This is a genomic window from Micromonospora sp. BQ11 (assembly GCF_052068135.1).
In the GTDB taxonomy this organism is placed as follows: domain Bacteria; phylum Actinomycetota; class Actinomycetes; order Mycobacteriales; family Micromonosporaceae; genus Micromonospora.
The window spans coordinates 215,878-230,597 of record NZ_JBQHDB010000006.1 but is presented as its reverse complement, the minus strand read 5'-3'; the positions used below and the strand labels follow the sequence as shown (position 1 = coordinate 230,597).

Genomic DNA, 14,720 nt, shown 5'->3' with positions numbered 1-14,720 from the left:
GCCGTTAGCGGCAAGCTAGACGGGTGATGGTGCGCGAGTGGGACCCCAGGACCGCGTCGTCCGCCGAGATCGCGTCGCTGCTGGACACGTTGAACGCGATCCTGGCGTCCGACCTGCCGCAGGATCCGCCGTGGCGGGAGAACTCCCTGCGGGAGTACCTCACCGAGGTGATGCCCGGCGAACGGCGGATCTCCTGGGTGGCGCAGGCCGAGCCGGCCGCCGACGGCACCCCGGGCGCGATCCTGGGCCAGGTGCACGTGCTGCTGCTCGGTGACATCGGCGTGCTGGAGGTGCTGGTGCACCCCGACGTCCGGCGCACCAGCCTGGGCAGCAGGCTGGTCCTGGTGGCGGCCAAGCGGGTCTACCAGGAGGGTTTCCGCTCGATCGGTGTCGAGGTGGTCGGCGACACGCCCGCCGTCGGTTTCTACGAGTCGCTCGGGTTCGCCCGCGAGTACGTGGAGACCCGCAGCGTCCTCGACCTGACCGCGGTCGACTGGACCGAGCTGACCGAGATGGCCTCCGGCATCGGCGCGGGCTACCACCTGGAATTCTGGCCCGGCGGCCCGCCGGACGAGCTGATCGAGGCGTACGCCCGGGCCAAGGCCGAGGTGCGTGACGTCGAGGACGGCGAGCTGCGCCCCAGCTCGTACGACCCGCAGCGGCTGCGGGACAGCCTCGACTGCCTGCACCGGCGGGGGATGAAGCCCTACATCGTGCTCGCCCTGCACGAGCAGAGCGGCGAGGTGGCCGGTCTGACCGAGGTGGTGGTGCCGGCCCAGCACCCCACCCGCGCCGACCAGTACGACACGATCGTCGCCCAGGACCATCGCGGCTACGGCATCGACCGCGCGATCAAGGCGCGGATGCTGCTGGAGCTGCGCTCGGCGGAGCCCGAGCTGACCGAGGTGCAGACCTGGAACGCGCAGGCCAACGAGGCGATGCTCAAGGTCAATGCCGAGCTGGGCTACCGTCCGGACCGGGAGTGGTGCGAGTACAGCGTGGACGTCGCGGAGCTGGTCCACCGGATGGACACCGGCCGCTGATCGGGCAGAAGTTCACGAAACCGTCCGATGGGGGATGGACGCCGGTCAACCACGCGCCTTAACGTGCGTTAGATCCCGTCCACCCATCGTGGAGGCCCTATGCGCCCGCGCCGCACACTTGCCGCGCTCGCGACCGCCACCGCAGCCGTGACAGTCACGGCCGTCGGCGTCGCACCCACCGCGGCAAGCGCCGCGCCCACCGACCTGTTCATCTCGGAGTACGTCGAGGGCTCGTCGAACAACAAGGCGATCGAGCTGTTCAACGGCACCGCGGCGGCCATCGACCTGACTGCCGGCGGATACCAGCTCCAGCTGTACTTCAACGGTGCCATCACCCCGTCGACCAGCCTGGCGCTGACCGGCACGGTCGCCGCCGGGGACGCCTTCGTGCTCGCCAGCTCCTCGGCCAACGCGGCGATCCTCGCCCAGGCCGACCAGACCACCGGCGCGAGCCTCTTCAACGGCGACGACGCGATCGTGCTGCGGCGGGGCGCCACGGTGCTCGACTCGATCGGCCAGGTCGGCGTCGACCCGGGCACCGAGTGGGGCAGCGGCGTCACCAGCACCGCCGACAACACGCTGCGCCGGCTCGGTGCCGTGACGGCCGGCGACACCGACCCGTCGAACGCCTTCGACCCGGCCACCCAGTGGGCCGGCTTCGCCATCGACACGGTCGACGGGCTCGGCGCGCACAGCGTCGACGGCGGCGGCCCGGTCGACGTGCCCGGCTCGGTCACCTGCGGCGGAGCACTGGTCACCGCCGCCGGCACCGCCGGGACCCGGGAGGTCACCGCCACCGACGCCGACGACCGCGTCGTCGACGTGGCCGTCACCTCGGTCACCCCGACCCCGGCGGCCGGCTCGATCAGCCGTACCGACCTGATCCCGGCCGACGCGGTCGCCGGCACCGCCCGCGCCACCGTCACGACGAGCACCGACCTGCCCGGCGGCATCTACGCCGTCCAGGTCACCGCCACCGACGCCGACGGCGGCACCGCCACCTGCACGCTCAGCGTGCAGGTCGTCGAGGAGGTCACCGTCGGGCGGGTGCAGGGCCCGACCCGCGACGACGAGTCCGGTCCGACCGACCGGTCACCGCTCGCGCCGACCACCGGTGGCGGCAGCAGCGACCGTCTGTGGGACGTCCGGGGGGTGGTCACGCAGCTCACGCTGGCCCGCGCCAGCAACGGCAGCGACCAGCGGGGCTTCTTCCTGCAGAGCCGCGCCGACGCCACCGACGGCGATCCGACCAGCTCGGACGGCGTCTTCGTCTTCATGGGCGCGTTCACCTCGCTGATCGGCGGCTACGTGCCGACCGTGGGCGACGAGGTGGTCGTACGTGCCCGGGTCGCCGAGTACTTCAACATGACCCAGCTCTCCAGCGCCTCCCTGGTGCGCAAGGTCGCCTCCGGCGTCGACGTGGACACGGCGGTCGAGGTCACGGACGCGGTGCCGCCGGCCGACCTGGCCGACGCGGAGCGCTTCTGGGAGCGGCACGAGGGGCCCGGCTGCGGGTCCGGGCCGGCAGCGCCGCGGTGAGCGGCCGGAACGTCTTCAGCTCCACGGCCGACGCGGAGACCTACGTCATCGACCGGGACGACCCGCTGCTCGACCGCGCCGACCCGTACGCCCGTCGGGTGTTCCGGGACTCGCACCCGTTGGACAACGACCCGACGCGCCGTTTCGACGACGGCAACGGCCAGCGCATCCTGCTCGGCAGCATGGGCGTCAAGGGCACCACCGGCGACGTCACGGCGTTGCTGCCGCCGGCGCACACCTTCGACACGCTGACCGCCGACGCGGTGGGCGGCCTCTACTACTCGTTCGAGAAGTACGGCGTCCAGGTCGAGTCGGCGCAGTTCACCGGCGGGGCCGACCCGTCGGCGAACAACCCGCCGCAGCCGGCCGACCGGTCCCGCGAGGTCGCGGTCGCGACCTACAACGTCGAGAACCTGTACGACTTCCGCGACGACCCGTTCGACGGCTGCGACTTCACCGGCAACCCCGGCTGCACGGGCGTACGGCCCCCGTTCGACTACGTGCCCGGCAGTGAGCAGGAGTACCGGGAGCAGCTCGCCGCGCTGGCCGACCAGATCACCACCGACCTGCACTCCCCCGACCTGATCCTGGTGCAGGAGGCCGAGGACCAGGACATCTGCACCGTCTCCGGCACCGAGCTGGCCTGCGGCACCACGAACGACGCCGACGGCGCTCCGGACACCCTCCAGGAGCTGGCGCTGACCGTCGCGGCGAACGGCGGGCCGGCCTATGCGGCCGCGTACGACCGGACCGGCGCCGACGCGCGCGGCATCACCGCCGCGTTCCTGTACCGGACCGATCGGCTGTCGCTGGCCGAGGCGACCGCGGGTGACCCGCTGCTCGGCTCCGCGCCGACGGTGCAGTACCGGGGTGCCGCGCTGGCGAGCAACGCCGACGTGCAGAACCCGAAGGCGCTCAACGCCGTCCTCCCCGCCGACGTCGACGTCAGCACCGGCCGGGACGGCAGCAACGTCTTCACCCGTGCCCCGCAGCTCGGCAAGTTCACCGTCGCGGCCGCGCCCGGCTCGTCGGAGCGGTTCACCCTGTGGGCGGCGAGCAACCACTACTCGTCCGGCCCGGACAGCCGGGTAGGGCAGCGCCGGGAGCAGGCCGCGTACGGGGCGGCGATCGTCACCGCGATCGAGGCGTCGGACGGAGACGCCCGCGTCGTCTACGGCGGCGACCTGAACGTCTTCCCGCGCCCCGACGACCCGATCGCCACGGCGGCGAACCCCACCCCGTCGGACCAGTTGGCACCGCTGTACGACGCCGGGATGCGGAACCTCTGGGAGGACCTGCTGGCCGACGCGCCGTCGTCCGCCTACTCGTACAGTTTCGAGGGGCAGGCGCAGACGCTGGACCACCTGTTCGTCAACGAGGCGCTGCACGGTGACCTGGTGCAGATGCGGGCCGCGCACATCAACGCGGACTGGCCGGCCGAGTACGCCGGGGACGGCTCGCGGGGCTCCAGCGACCACGATCCGCAGGTCGCCCGGTTCCGCTCCCGCGCCACGCTGAGCGTCGGGGACGCGTCGGTGGTCGAGGGCGACCGGGGCACCAGCACGCTCACCTTCCCGGTGAGCGTCTCCCGGCCCCTCTCGCAGCCGGTCGTGGTCTGCGCCGCCACCTACGGCGGCACGGCGCACGCCGGCTCCGACTACGACCCGTACGTCGGCTGCCGCACCCTGGCCGCCGGCCAGACGACGCTCACCTTCGCGGTGACCGTCAACGGTGACCGGAAGCGGGAGTCGGACGAGAAGCTGACGCTCCTGGTGGCCGGCGTGCCCGGTCTGCTGCTCGGGGACCCGGTCGGCACCGGCACCATCACCAACGACGACTGACCTCGTTCCGCACGTACGCCGGCGGCCCGCCGGCCCGGGTCACCCACCTGGGCCGGCGGGCCGTCGTCACTCGCGCCGGATGCGGTCGGGGTCGAGCATCGCCCGGTACCGTGCGCTGCGGAACACGTCCGGCGGCGGCGGTACGTTCCGGTACTTCGCCACCCGCACCTCCCACTGGCTTCGCCGCCGCAGGGCGTCGCGGACCAGACGGTTGCGGTAGAACGTCTCCGGCGGACGCGCGAGGCCGTACCTGTCGGCCCACCACTCGCCCGGCTCCGGATCGAGGATCGTGTCCAGGTGGGACGGGTACCGACGGTCGGCGCCATCGCGGATGTCGTCGCGGTCGCGCATCGGACGCAGTACGCGGCCCCGGTCGTCGACGACCGCCAGCCGGAACCCGGCCGCTCCGAGAACGCGCCGGAGCAGATCCAGGCTGGGCGTCAGCCGGCCCGCCTCGATGCGGCCGATGGTGGCGTGGTGCACGCCGACGTGTCTGGCCAGTTCCCGCTGGCTCCAGTCGGCCCGACGCCGGGCAGCCCGGACCAGCCCGACGACCGGCCACGACTCGATGTGCTCGACGAACCCGACGGACCCGACGGACCCGACGGGCTCGACCGGCTCGACCGGCTCCGCCTGCTCCCGCTCCGACCGCTCCTGCGACGACATGCCCATCACGGTGCCGGACGCCAGACCTCGGTTCCACCCCGTCCACCCCGCCTGTGGACAACCGCCGACCCTGTGGACAACCACCCGCGGCCAGCGGATCGGCCGAGGCCCCGGCCCCACGTCGTCAGCCGCCTCGAACACGCTCGGTAGCGACACCCGATCCGGGGCCGGCATCACTCTCCGTGATGGCACCGATCGAGGGGTCGGCCGGCGCCGATCCGGCGCTCACATCTCTGACCAGGCACAACGCCGGCCGGGCCGGCTACCGCCGACAACCGTTCCGCCTCACTTTGCTCTGCACCCCTATACGCGCCAGGCACTCAACGTCACTGGCGCGTATAGGGGTGCAGAGCAAAGTGGGCGGAGGCGTGTGGTGGTCGCCGGCCCGGCTGTTACGGACAGTCATCTCTTGTGCGTCCGGCGATCGGGGCGGAAGGAGGCGCCGAGCAACCACGCGACCGAGCAAGCAGCAGGCAGGCACGCAGGCGCGCAGCCCGGCAGGACGAGCGCCGACGGCCCGGCCGTCAGTAGCGCTGGCGGAGGAGCTGGGCGGCCTCGACGGCCCAGTACGTCAGAATGATCTGCGCGCCGGCCCGACGGATCGAGGTGAGCGTCTCCAGGATCATCCGCTCGCGGTCCACCCAGCCGTTCGCGGCAGCCGCCTCGACCATCGCGTACTCACCGGAGACCTGGTACGCGGCGACCGGCACGTCCACCGCCGCGCGGACCGCCGACACCACGTCGAGGTACGGCAACGCGGGCTTGACCATCACCATGTCGGCGCCCTCGGCCACGTCCAGCTCCACCTCGCGCAGCGACTCGCGGAGGTTCGCCGGGTCCTGCTGGTAGGCGCGGCGGTCGCCCTCCAGCGCCGACTCCACCGCGTCCCGGAACGGGCCGAAGAACGCGGAGGCGTACTTCACGGCGTACGCCAGCACCGCCACGTCCTGGTGACCGGCGGCGTCGAGCGCCCGGCGTACGACGCCGACCTGGCCATCCATCATCCCGGACGGCCCGACCACGTCGACCCCGGCGGCGGCCTGGGCCACCGCCATCTCGGCGTACGCGACGAGGGTGGCGTCGTTGTCGACGTCACCCTCGGGGGTGAGGAGGCCGCAGTGCCCGTGCGAGGTGAACTCGTCCAGGCACAGGTCGCTCATCACCACGGTGGCGTCGCCCACCTCGGAGACGACGTCCCGGATGGCGACGTTGAGGATGCCGTTCGGGTCGATGCCACCGGAGCCGGTGGCGTCCCGGGACGCCGGCACCCCGAAGAGCATGATGCCCCCCACACCGGCCTGGACCGCCTCGACCGCCGCCTTGCGCAGCGAGTCCCGGGAGTGCTGGAGCACCCCCGGGAGCGACGCGACGGCCCGCGGCTCGGTCAGCCCCTCCTTGACGAACATCGGCACGACCAGCTCGGCCGGGTCGACGCGGGTCTCGGACACCAGCCGCCGGACCGCCGCGTTGCGGCGCAGCCGACGGGGCCGGATCTCGGGGTACGGCATGGGGGCCTCCTGCTAGGACTACCGGAACCTCAGGGCGGTCGGCCCCTGCACCTTCGAACCACGACGCTGCTTCGCCGGCATGGCGGCAAGCTTCTCGCGCAGCTCGACGGCGTAGGCGGCGAGCGCCTCCACCAGATCGGGGACCGAGGCGTGCGGCGGCTGGACGTCGACCCGCAGGCCGAACTCCGTCGCGGTCTCCGCCGTCTTGGGCCCGATGACCGCAACAACGGTACGCGCATGCGGCTTCCCGGCGATGCCGACCAGGTTCCGGACGGTGGAGGACGAGGTGAAGAGCACCGCGTCGAAACCGCCGGACTTGATCGCGTCCCGGATCTCGGCGGGCGGCGGGGCGGCCCGGACGGTCCGGTACGCGGTCACGTCGTCGACCTCCCAGCCGCGCTCGGTGAGCCCGGCGGCGAGCGTCTCGGTGGCGATGTCGGCGCGGGGCAGCAGCACCCGGCCCACCGGGTCGAGGACCTCGTCGTGCGGGGAGAACTCGGCCAGCAGCCCCTCGGAGGACTGCTCCCCGGACGGGACCAGCTCCGGCTGGATGCCGAAGGCGCGGACCGCTTCGGCGGTCGCCTCACCGATGCAGGCGATCTTGACGCCGCCGAAGTGGCGGGCGTCGAGGCCGTGCTCGGCGAACTTCTCCCAGACCGCCCGGACCGCGTTCACCGAGGTGAAGATCACCCAGGCGTACCGGCCGTCGACCAGGCCCTTGACCGCCCGCTCCATCTGGGCGGGCGTACGCGGCGGCTCGACGGCGATGGTCGGCACCTCGCACGGGATGGCCCCGTACGCGCGCAGCCGCGCGCTCATCGCGCCGGCCTGCTCCTTGGTGCGGGGCACCAGCACCTTCCAGCCGTACAGCGGCCGGTTCTCCCACCAGCTCAGCTTGTCCCGCTGGCCGACGCCCTCACCGACGGTGAGCACGACCCGGCCGGTGAAGCCGAGTGCCGCCGCGACGAAGGAGTCCACGGTCGACGTGGTCGTGTACTGCGTCTCACCGGTGCCGTCGCCGGTCACCCCGACGCCGGTCGTGCCGTCCACCCCGGCGGCCAGCAGGCCGTCCCGGATCGCGGCGAGATCGCCGGCGTCCACCGCCAGAGCGAGCGAACCCCGCCCGACGGCCGCCGCCAGCGCCTCGAAGTCCAGGGTGTTGACGTCCTCGACGTCCGCCGCGGTCCGTACGCCCGGCAGCGGCACACCCGCGTACGTGGCCACACCCTCGGCCTGTCCGACACCGGGGACCACCTCGAAGTGCGCGGCGGTACGGGCCACCGCCTGCACCTCCTTGACCACCGAGTCGTGGCCGAAGGGGTCACCGGCGACCAGGTGCACCGCGTTCAGCCCGGAACGGGCCGCCGAGATCAGCACCTTCGCCACGTCACCCGGAGCGCCCTCGGCCGGGGTGAACTGCGCGTCTTCCTTCGCCTCGGCACGGACGGCGTCGAGCAGCGACTCGGGGACTCCCCGGTCGTACACGACCTGGTCGGCGTCGACGAGGGCGTCGTGCGCCCGGCGGGTCAGCAGGCCCGGGTCGCCGGGACCGGCCCCGACGAACGCGATGCGGCCTACGGGCTTACGGGTGCGGGTCATTCTGTGCTCCCAAATTGCTGGGTCCCCGGGCCGGTGTGTCCTTCCTGGCCGAGGATCGAGTCGGCGCCGAGGTCGAGGAGTTCGGCGGCGAGTGCCTTGCCGATCTCCGCCGCGTCGGCGGGCGTACCGGTGTGGGACAGCCGGAGGTCTCGCGAACCGTCCGGGCTGATCACCGCACCGCGCAGGTAGATCTCATCGCCGGTCTCGCCCTCGGCGAGTTCGGCGTAGGCGGCGACGGGAGCGGAGCACCCGGCCTCCAGGGTGGCCAGCAGCGCCCGTTCCGCGGTGACCGCGGCGCGGGACGGTGCGTGGTCGAGCACGGCGAGCAGCTCGACCAGGTCCGGGTCGTCGATCCGGCACTCCACCGCCAGGGCGCCCTGGGCGGGCGCGGGCAGCATCAGCATCGGGTCGAGCGTCTCGGTGATCACGTCGGTACGGCCCAGCCGGGCCAGCCCGGCCCGAGCCAGGACCACGGCGTCCAGGTCGGCGTCCGGGCCGAGCACCCGCGCGAGCCGGGTGTCGACGTTGCCCCGGATGGGGGTGACCTCCAGTTGCAGCCCGAGCGCGTGCAACTGGGCGATGCGGCGCAGCGCGCCGGTGCCCACCACCGCGCCGGGCGGCAGCTCGGCGAGCGTACGTCCGTCCGTGGCGATCAGGGCGTCCCGCGGGTCCTCTCGGGGCGGTACGGCCGCGATGTGCAGACCGGGGGCCGCCGCGGTCGGCAGGTCCTTGTAGGAGTGCACCGCGAGGTCGATCGTTCCGGCGACCAGCGCGTCCCGCAGCGCGGAGACGAACACACCGACGCCGAGCCGGTGCACCGGCGCGGACGAACGGTCACCGGCGGTCACCACCTCGACCAGTTCGACGGTGCGACCGGTGGCGGCGGTCAGGGCGTCGGCGATCTGGCCGGACTGGGCCATCGCGAGCTTGCTGCCCCGGGTACCGAGACGCAGGGGGCTGTTCATCGCTCACCTCCGGTGGGCGGGATGTCGGCGACGGTGCCGCCGAACGGCGGGACGTCGCTGTCGGTGCCCCCGAACCGGGGGACGTCGGCGGTGTCGACGATGTCGGGGACCGTGTCGACCGGGGAGGTCTGCGGCACCTGGAGGTCGAACAGCTCGCGCAGCAGGGCCGCGTACTGGTCGCCGCCGGGCTCGGCCGCGAGCTGGCGGACCCGCACGGTGGGCTGGTGCAGCAGCCGCTGGACCACGCGGTGCACCGTCCGGGCCACCTCGGCGCGCTGGTCGTCGCTGAGGTCGGGGCGGCGCTGGGCCAGCCGGCGCAGCTCGGCGGTCACCACGTCGTCGGCCCGGCCGCGCAGCGCGGCCACGGTCGGGGCGACGTCGGCGCCACGCAGCCAGGTGAGGAACCCGTCGACCTCGCCGACCACGATCCGCTCCACCGCCGCGGCATCGGCGGCGGCCGGACCGTCCGCGATCATCGCGGCCATCCGGTCGATGTCGATCACCTCGACGCCGGGCAGGTCGGCGACACCGGGCTCCACGTCCCGGGGCACGGCCAGGTCGAGCAGGACCAGCGGGCCCCGCTCCGGGTCCCGGTCGGCGAGCGCCCGGCCGACCACGTCACGGGTGAGGACCGCCTCGGTGGAGGCGGTGGCCGCGACGACGATGTCCACGGTGGAGAGGGCCGAGGTCAGCTCCGCGATCGGTACGGCGGCGGCCCCGTACGACTCGGCGAGCCGGACCGCCCGGTCGGCGCCCCGGTTGGTCACGGTGAGCGGGCCGGCGCCCAGCCGGGCGAGCGTCGCCACGCCCAGCGACCCCATCGCGCCCGCGCCGACCACGAGGGCCGGGCGTCCGTTCAGGTCGCCGTCGAGCAGCTCGGCGGCCAGGTCGAGCGCGGCGGTGACCACGCTCTGGCCGGCGCGGTCGATGCCGGTCTCGGCGTGGGCCCGCTTGCCCACCCGCAGCGCCTGCTGCATCAGCTCGTGCAGGAGGCGGCCGGCGGTGTCGGTGCCGGTCGCCCAGTGGTACGCGTCACGGAGCTGGCCGAGGATCTGCGCCTCGCCGACGACCATCGAGTCCAGTCCGGCGGCGACCCGGAAGACGTGGTCGACGGCGGCGGCGTCGAAGTGCACGTACAGGTTGTTGGCGAGCGCCGCCGGCTGGCAGCCGGCCTGCTCGGCCAGGACCGCGCAGATGTCGCCCAGCCCGCCGTGGAAACCGGACACGGCGGCGTAGACCTCCACCCGGTTGCAGGTGGAGACCAGCACCGCCTCGGTCACGTACGGCTGCGCGACCAGGCGGTCCAGCATGCGGGTGAGGTCGGCGGGTGCGACCGCGAGCTGCTCCAGCGTGGCGACCGGAGCCGTGCGGTAGGACGCGCCGACGACGAGGAGTTTCACGTGCCGATCGCCTCCTGCGTGTCGGTGACCGCGAGACCGCCCGGCAGGGCGGTGAGGGCGGACCCGCCGGTGGCGGGGAGCGCGGTCAGAGACGCCTTGCGGTGCTCGTGGAAGGACAGGATCTGCAGCTCGATGGCGAGGTCGACCTTGCGCACGTCGACCCCCTCCGGAACCGAGAGTACGCAGGGCGCGAAGTTCAGGATGCTCGTCACACCGACGGCGACGAGCTGGTCGGCGACGGCCTGCGCGGCGGCGGCGGGAGTGGCGATCACGCCGATGGCGAGGGCCTCCTCGGCGGCGATCCGGGGCAGCTCGTCGATGTGCCGCACGACCAGGCCGTTGATCTCCTCGCCGACCCGGGAGGGGTCGGCGTCGAGGAGCGCGGCGATGCGGAAGCCGCGGCTGGCGAACCCGTCGTAGCCGGCCAGGGCGTGACCGAGATTACCCACGCCGACCAGGGCGACCGCCCGGCGCTGGGTGAGCCCGAGCACGTACTCGATCTGCTCGATCAGCAGCGCCAGGTCGTACCCGACGCCCCGGGTGCCGTAGGACCCGAGCTGGGAGAGGTCCTTGCGGAGCTTGGCGGAGTTCACCCCGGCGGCACTGGCCAGACCCTCGCTGGACACGGTCTCGTGGCCGCTCTCGGCCAGGTTGTGCAGGGCACGGAGGTACTCGGGGAGACGCGCGACGGTCGCCTCGGGCAGGTCCGGGAGCGCCGGTACGGCACCGGCGCGGCCGGGCGCGCCTGGGTGACGGTGCTGACTCATGAGACTCCGTGCGGTGCGATCCTCGGCCAACTCCGCTGGTCGGCCGCTTAGGGACTCCCGCTGGCGACCGAGATTGCCGGCTGTGCTAGCAGGGCGCGTCGGAACTACAGAGTAGGCGCTTGTGAAGACGTGCACAAATCGCGATCTTGCTGGCCCGCGACGCGGCTCCACCAGGCCCTCCATTCCGCAAGATCGATCGGACACCTCGGGCGGCGCCGCTCGGCAATTATTGCTCAATTAAGACTTCTCTGACCAATCGCGCGACGCGGCTCGCCGAGGAGGGCAGGGCCAGCCCTACGCCGGAGAGACCGGCCGACGGGATGGGTACGGCGGCCGGTGCTTGCCTAGCCTCGTGAACATGACCGCAGTTCCCGCCGCCGAGCCCCTGGGCGAGTCCGACCGGCGGCCCAGCGCCTTCGGGCAACTCCTCGTCGACTCCGGGTACGTGGTGCTCAGCCTCCCCCTCGCGATCGTGTCGTTCGTGATCCTGGTGACCGGGGTCGCACTCGGTCTCGGGCTGCTGGTGGGCGTGGTGGGCCTGCCGATCCTCACCGGCACCCTGTACGCGGCCCGCGGGATCGCCGACATCGAACGCCTGCGCCTGCCGGCGATCCTGCGCCGGCCCCGGATCCGTCCGCGGTACCTGGTCCCCGAGGCCGGCGCGGGGGGCTGGCGGCGGATCTTCCTGCCGATGCGCGACGCCCAGTCCTGGCTGGATCTTGCCCACGGCATCTTCCGGCTGGTGGTGGCCGTGGTCGCCTTCGTGGTCACGCTCACCTGGTGGGCGGTCGCGCTCGCCGGTGTCCTCTACGTCACCTACGACTGGGCGATCCCCTACGGACCGGAGGACGCCGGCCTCAACGACCTCCTCGGCCTCGGTGACTCGCCGGCCGCCCGGATCGCGGTGAACACCGCCATCGGGCTGCTCTTCCTGTTCACGCTGCCGAACGTGGTGCGCGCGTGTGCCCTGCTGGAGGCCTCCCTCGGCCGGGCACTGCTGACCGGGGTGGCCGAGATGCGCAACCGGATCACGGTGCTGGAGGAGCAGAAGCGAGCCGCCGTGTCGGCGGAGGCGACCGCGCTGCGCCGCCTGGAACGGGACATCCACGACGGCCCCCAGCAGCGCCTGGTCCGGCTCGCGATGGACCTGAGCCGGGCCCGGCAGCAACTGGCCACCGACCCGGAGGCGGCCGGCCGGACCCTCGACGAGGCCGTCGGTCAGACCCGGGAGGCCCTCGCCGAGCTACGCGCCCTCTCCCGGGGCATCGCACCGCCGATCCTGGTGGACCGGGGCCTGCCCAGCGCTCTGGCGGCCCTCGCCGGCCGGGGCCTCATCCCGATCGAACTGCGGGTCGACGCGGACCTCGGCGATCCCGCGGGACGGCTCGATCCGGTGACCGAGAACACGGCGTACTTCGTCGTCGCCGAGGCGCTCACCAACGTCGCCAAGCACAGCCGGGCCACCACGTGCCGGGTGAGTGTCTCCCGGGAGGGAGGACGGCTGCGGGTCGTCGTCGACGACGACGGTCAGGGCGGCGCCAACGTCGCCAAGGGCCACGGCCTCGCCGGCATCGCCGACCGCGTCCGGGCGGTCGGGGGCCGGCTCACGGTGGCGAGCCCGACCGGCGGCCCCACCGAGATCGGCGCCGACCTACCGCTCTGAGCCCGGCGTGGTAGACAGCGGCATGCGCATCGTGATCGCGGACGACGCCGTGCTCCTGCGGGAGGGCCTGGTCCGGCTGCTCTCCGAGCAGGGGCATCGGGTGGTGGCCGCCGTCGGGGACGGCGACGCGCTGGTGGAGGCGGTGGTGACGCACCGGCCGGACGTGTCGATCGTGGACGTGCGGATGCCGCCGTCGCACACCGACGAGGGGCTGCGGGCGGCCGTGGAGGCACGGCGGCTGGTGCCCCGTACGCCGATCCTGGTGCTGTCGCAGTACGTGGAGGTGTCCTACGCCGACGACCTCCTGGACACGACCGGGGGCGGCGGGGGCGGGATCGGCTACCTGCTCAAGGACCGGGTGGCCGCCATCGACGAGTTCCTCGACGCGCTGACCCGGGTGGCCGGGGGCGGCACCGTGCTCGACCCGGAGGTGGTGGGGCAGCTCTTCGCCCGCCGGCGCCGCGACGACCCGCTGCGCCACCTGACCCCCCGCGAACGCGAGGTGCTCGCCCTGATGGCCGAGGGCCACTCGAACACGGCCATCGCCCGCACCCTGGTGGTGAGCGACGGCGCGGTCGAGAAGCACGTACGCAACATCTTCACCAAGCTCGACCTCCCGCCGGACACCGAGCAGCACCGGCGGGTGCGCGCCGTCCTGGCCTACCTGCGCGACTGACCCACGGTCAGGGCAGGGTGCGGGCCAGGGTCACCGCCTCGGTCAGGGTGTCGGCGACCGGGTGGCCGGAGGCCCGGAGGCGGACCGGGTCGGTGAAGCCGCCGGTGTAGAGCACGGCGCGCCCGCCGACCTCCACTGCCGCGTCGGCGTCGTCGAGGGAGTCGCCGATCAGCACCACGTCCCGACCGTCGACGTCCAGCTCGGCAAGGTGCCGCCGCAGCGACTCGGCCTTGCGGTCACCGCCGACCGTGGCCCGCAGCCCGTCCACCCGGACGAAACGGCCGGTCAGGCCGTACGTGTGCACGGTCGGGACCAGCTCGGAGTGGAACCACATGGACAGCAGGGACTGGCTGCCCGGCCAGGAGGCCATCGCCACCTGCGCGTCGTGGGCGAGCCGGCAGGTGGTCAGCCCCTCCCGGTACGCGCTGTGGAAGATCGTGTCCAGCCGGCCGAACTCCTCGTCGTCGACCGCCTGACCGAGTACCTCGGCGTAGTAGTCGGCGATCGGACGGCGGAACCGCACCCGGTGCTCGTCGGCGGTGACGGCGGGACCGCCGACGGTGGCGAAGACGGCGTTGGTCGAGGCGACGACCAGATCGAGGTCGTTGAGCAGCGTGCCGTTCCAGTCCCAGACCAGGTGGGGTCGTGCAGCGTCCATCGCCGCACCCTACCGAAGGCGGCCGGACCGGCGCCGTCCCGGCGATCCGGGGCCGGCCCCCCTCAGAGCTGCGGGGTGGTCAGGTCCTTCAGCAGCCGCTCCTCCTCCACCCGCCAGTAGCCGTGCTCCTTGCCGTCGAGCAGGACCACCGGCAGCCGCTCGCCGTACTCGCGCTCCAGTTCGATGTCGCCGGTGACGTCCTTGGAGATCCAGCGGTCCCCGGTGACCGCGACCACCCGGTCTAGGGCCTCCTTCGCGTCCTCGCAGAGGTGGCAGCCGGGCCGGGTGATCAGGGTGATGCGGGGCTCACGCATCGGTGTCCTCCGTGGTGCGGGCGTCGGCCGGGGCCGACGGTCGGGTGGCCGGTGCCGCGTCGGGGCGGCACCGCGGGCGGC

Annotated in this window: 11 protein-coding genes and 1 pseudogene; 4 read left to right on the top strand and 8 right to left on the bottom strand. The window is 73.2% G+C overall.

Features of this window, described 5'->3' with window-relative positions:
* Positions 1-26: 26 nt before the first annotated feature.
* Complete coding sequence (locus tag ACTMSW_RS15350; protein WP_441181451.1) at positions 27-1,043, top strand: GNAT family N-acetyltransferase; 1,017 nt, start codon at positions 27-29, stop codon at positions 1,041-1,043.
* A 99-nt stretch (positions 1,044-1,142) separates the two neighbouring features.
* Positions 1,143-4,423: pseudogene (locus tag ACTMSW_RS15345) on the top strand (lamin tail domain-containing protein).
* A 66-nt stretch (positions 4,424-4,489) separates the two neighbouring features.
* On the opposite strand, the gene ACTMSW_RS15340 reads toward ACTMSW_RS15345, so the two are convergent.
* The 6 genes from ACTMSW_RS15340 to ACTMSW_RS15315 form a co-directional block, all read right to left on the bottom strand.
* Entirely contained in the window at positions 4,490-5,089 is a 600-nt protein-coding gene (locus ACTMSW_RS15340) for a helix-turn-helix domain-containing protein (RefSeq protein WP_441181282.1), read from the bottom strand.
* 524 nt (positions 5,090-5,613) lie between these two features.
* On the bottom strand, positions 5,614-6,597 hold the full coding sequence (hemB, locus tag ACTMSW_RS15335; protein WP_441181281.1) for a porphobilinogen synthase: 984 nt from the start codon (positions 6,595-6,597) through the stop codon (positions 5,614-5,616).
* 18 nt (positions 6,598-6,615) lie between these two features.
* Positions 6,616-8,196 carry a uroporphyrinogen-III synthase gene (locus tag ACTMSW_RS15330; RefSeq protein WP_441181280.1) on the bottom strand — a complete coding sequence of 527 codons (1,581 nt, stop codon included), beginning with the start codon at positions 8,194-8,196 and terminating at the stop codon, positions 6,616-6,618.
* Positions 8,193-9,161 carry a hydroxymethylbilane synthase gene (gene hemC, locus ACTMSW_RS15325; RefSeq protein WP_441181279.1) on the bottom strand — a complete coding sequence of 323 codons (969 nt, stop codon included), beginning with the start codon at positions 9,159-9,161 and terminating at the stop codon, positions 8,193-8,195. Before hemC ends, ACTMSW_RS15330 begins: the two co-directional genes overlap by 4 nt.
* On the bottom strand, positions 9,158-10,561 hold the full coding sequence (locus ACTMSW_RS15320; protein WP_441181278.1) for a glutamyl-tRNA reductase: 1,404 nt from the start codon (positions 10,559-10,561) through the stop codon (positions 9,158-9,160). Before ACTMSW_RS15320 ends, hemC begins: the two co-directional genes overlap by 4 nt.
* On the bottom strand, positions 10,558-11,328 hold the full coding sequence (locus ACTMSW_RS15315) for a redox-sensing transcriptional repressor Rex (protein ID WP_441181277.1): 771 nt from the start codon (positions 11,326-11,328) through the stop codon (positions 10,558-10,560). Before ACTMSW_RS15315 ends, ACTMSW_RS15320 begins: the two co-directional genes overlap by 4 nt.
* A 358-nt stretch (positions 11,329-11,686) precedes the next feature.
* On the opposite strand from ACTMSW_RS15315, the gene ACTMSW_RS15310 reads away from it, so the two are divergent.
* Both ACTMSW_RS15310 and ACTMSW_RS15305 read left to right on the top strand, forming a co-directional pair.
* Entirely contained in the window at positions 11,687-12,991 is a 1,305-nt protein-coding gene (locus ACTMSW_RS15310; protein ID WP_441181276.1) for a sensor histidine kinase, read from the top strand.
* Between the two features lie 22 nt (positions 12,992-13,013).
* The gene (locus tag ACTMSW_RS15305; protein ID WP_441181275.1) at positions 13,014-13,667 is read left to right on the top strand and encodes a response regulator transcription factor; all 654 of its coding nucleotides are present in this window, start codon (positions 13,014-13,016) and stop codon (positions 13,665-13,667) included.
* A gap of 7 nt (positions 13,668-13,674) precedes the next feature.
* Here the strand turns inward: ACTMSW_RS15305 and ACTMSW_RS15300 are convergent, their stop codons facing one another.
* On the bottom strand, positions 13,675-14,325 hold the full coding sequence (locus tag ACTMSW_RS15300) for an HAD family hydrolase (protein ID WP_441181274.1): 651 nt from the start codon (positions 14,323-14,325) through the stop codon (positions 13,675-13,677).
* A gap of 62 nt (positions 14,326-14,387) precedes the next feature.
* On the bottom strand, positions 14,388-14,639 hold the full coding sequence (locus tag ACTMSW_RS15295; protein ID WP_441181273.1) for a glutaredoxin family protein: 252 nt from the start codon (positions 14,637-14,639) through the stop codon (positions 14,388-14,390).
* Between the last annotated feature and the right edge of the window lie 81 nt (positions 14,640-14,720).

Excerpts from the sequence above, each read along its gene's own strand:
- ACTMSW_RS15310 (WP_441181276.1), top strand. The coding sequence starts at position 11,687 with ATGACCGCAGTTCCCGCCGCCGAGCCCCTGGGCGAGTCCGACCGGCGG.
- ACTMSW_RS15300 (WP_441181274.1), bottom strand. The coding sequence starts at position 14,325 with ATGGACGCTGCACGACCCCACCTGGTCTGGGACTGGAACGGCACGCTG.
- ACTMSW_RS15295 (WP_441181273.1), bottom strand. The coding sequence starts at position 14,639 with ATGCGTGAGCCCCGCATCACCCTGATCACCCGGCCCGGCTGCCACCTC.
- hemC (WP_441181279.1), bottom strand. The coding sequence starts at position 9,161 with ATGAACAGCCCCCTGCGTCTCGGTACCCGGGGCAGCAAGCTCGCGATG.
- ACTMSW_RS15340 (WP_441181282.1), bottom strand. The coding sequence starts at position 5,089 with ATGTCGTCGCAGGAGCGGTCGGAGCGGGAGCAGGCGGAGCCGGTCGAG.
- hemB (WP_441181281.1), bottom strand. The coding sequence starts at position 6,597 with ATGCCGTACCCCGAGATCCGGCCCCGTCGGCTGCGCCGCAACGCGGCG.
- ACTMSW_RS15305 (WP_441181275.1), top strand. The coding sequence starts at position 13,014 with ATGCGCATCGTGATCGCGGACGACGCCGTGCTCCTGCGGGAGGGCCTG.
- ACTMSW_RS15350 (WP_441181451.1), top strand. The coding sequence starts at position 27 with ATGGTGCGCGAGTGGGACCCCAGGACCGCGTCGTCCGCCGAGATCGCG.
- ACTMSW_RS15315 (WP_441181277.1), bottom strand. The coding sequence starts at position 11,328 with ATGAGTCAGCACCGTCACCCAGGCGCGCCCGGCCGCGCCGGTGCCGTA.
- ACTMSW_RS15330 (WP_441181280.1), bottom strand. The coding sequence starts at position 8,196 with ATGACCCGCACCCGTAAGCCCGTAGGCCGCATCGCGTTCGTCGGGGCC.